The organism is Acinetobacter uliginosus (assembly GCF_044130295.1).
Classification (GTDB): domain Bacteria; phylum Pseudomonadota; class Gammaproteobacteria; order Pseudomonadales; family Moraxellaceae; genus Acinetobacter.
Window position 1 is genome coordinate 1 of the sequence record NZ_JBIQOC010000150.1, and the last position, 451, is coordinate 451.

Below are 451 nucleotides of genomic sequence, written 5' to 3' on the forward strand. Positions count from 1 at the left end.
GCGAGATGTTATAAGTCTCGGCAAGTTGTGTGCAGCTAATAGAGTTCGGTTCTGTCATGAGAAAGCCCATATAAATGGGTAGAGTACAAGTTGCTGTAGAAGCATGTTTAATTCGTCTGATCACAGATACTTTATAAAGTATTTTAATACTTTTTTGAATCCGTCAATGCGTAAGTCCTAGATTCATTAAATGTTTTGCAGAAATCGTCCAAAATACAAAATAATTCGGTAATATGATCCATCGAGAAGCCTTGTTTTATAACATTTTGTATTGAGAACCAATATGTTATAAATTCAGGGCTTTTTTTCTACTCTTTTTTATATCGAACTCAGGTTAATTATAATAATTACAGATAGTTATATATTTATCTAATCTGATTTATTACCTTATGATGGCTTGTCAAAACAATAATTTACTGACTAATCAAATGAAAGTAATCGTGCATCACGA

The 451-nt window shown here is 31.0% G+C and carries 1 pseudogene; it reads right to left on the bottom strand.

Going from position 1 to position 451, the window contains the following annotated elements:
• A pseudogene (locus ACE01T_RS17195) lies at window positions 1-124 on the bottom strand (IS701 family transposase); the annotation flags it as partial.
• Between the last annotated feature and the right edge of the window lie 327 nt (window positions 125-451).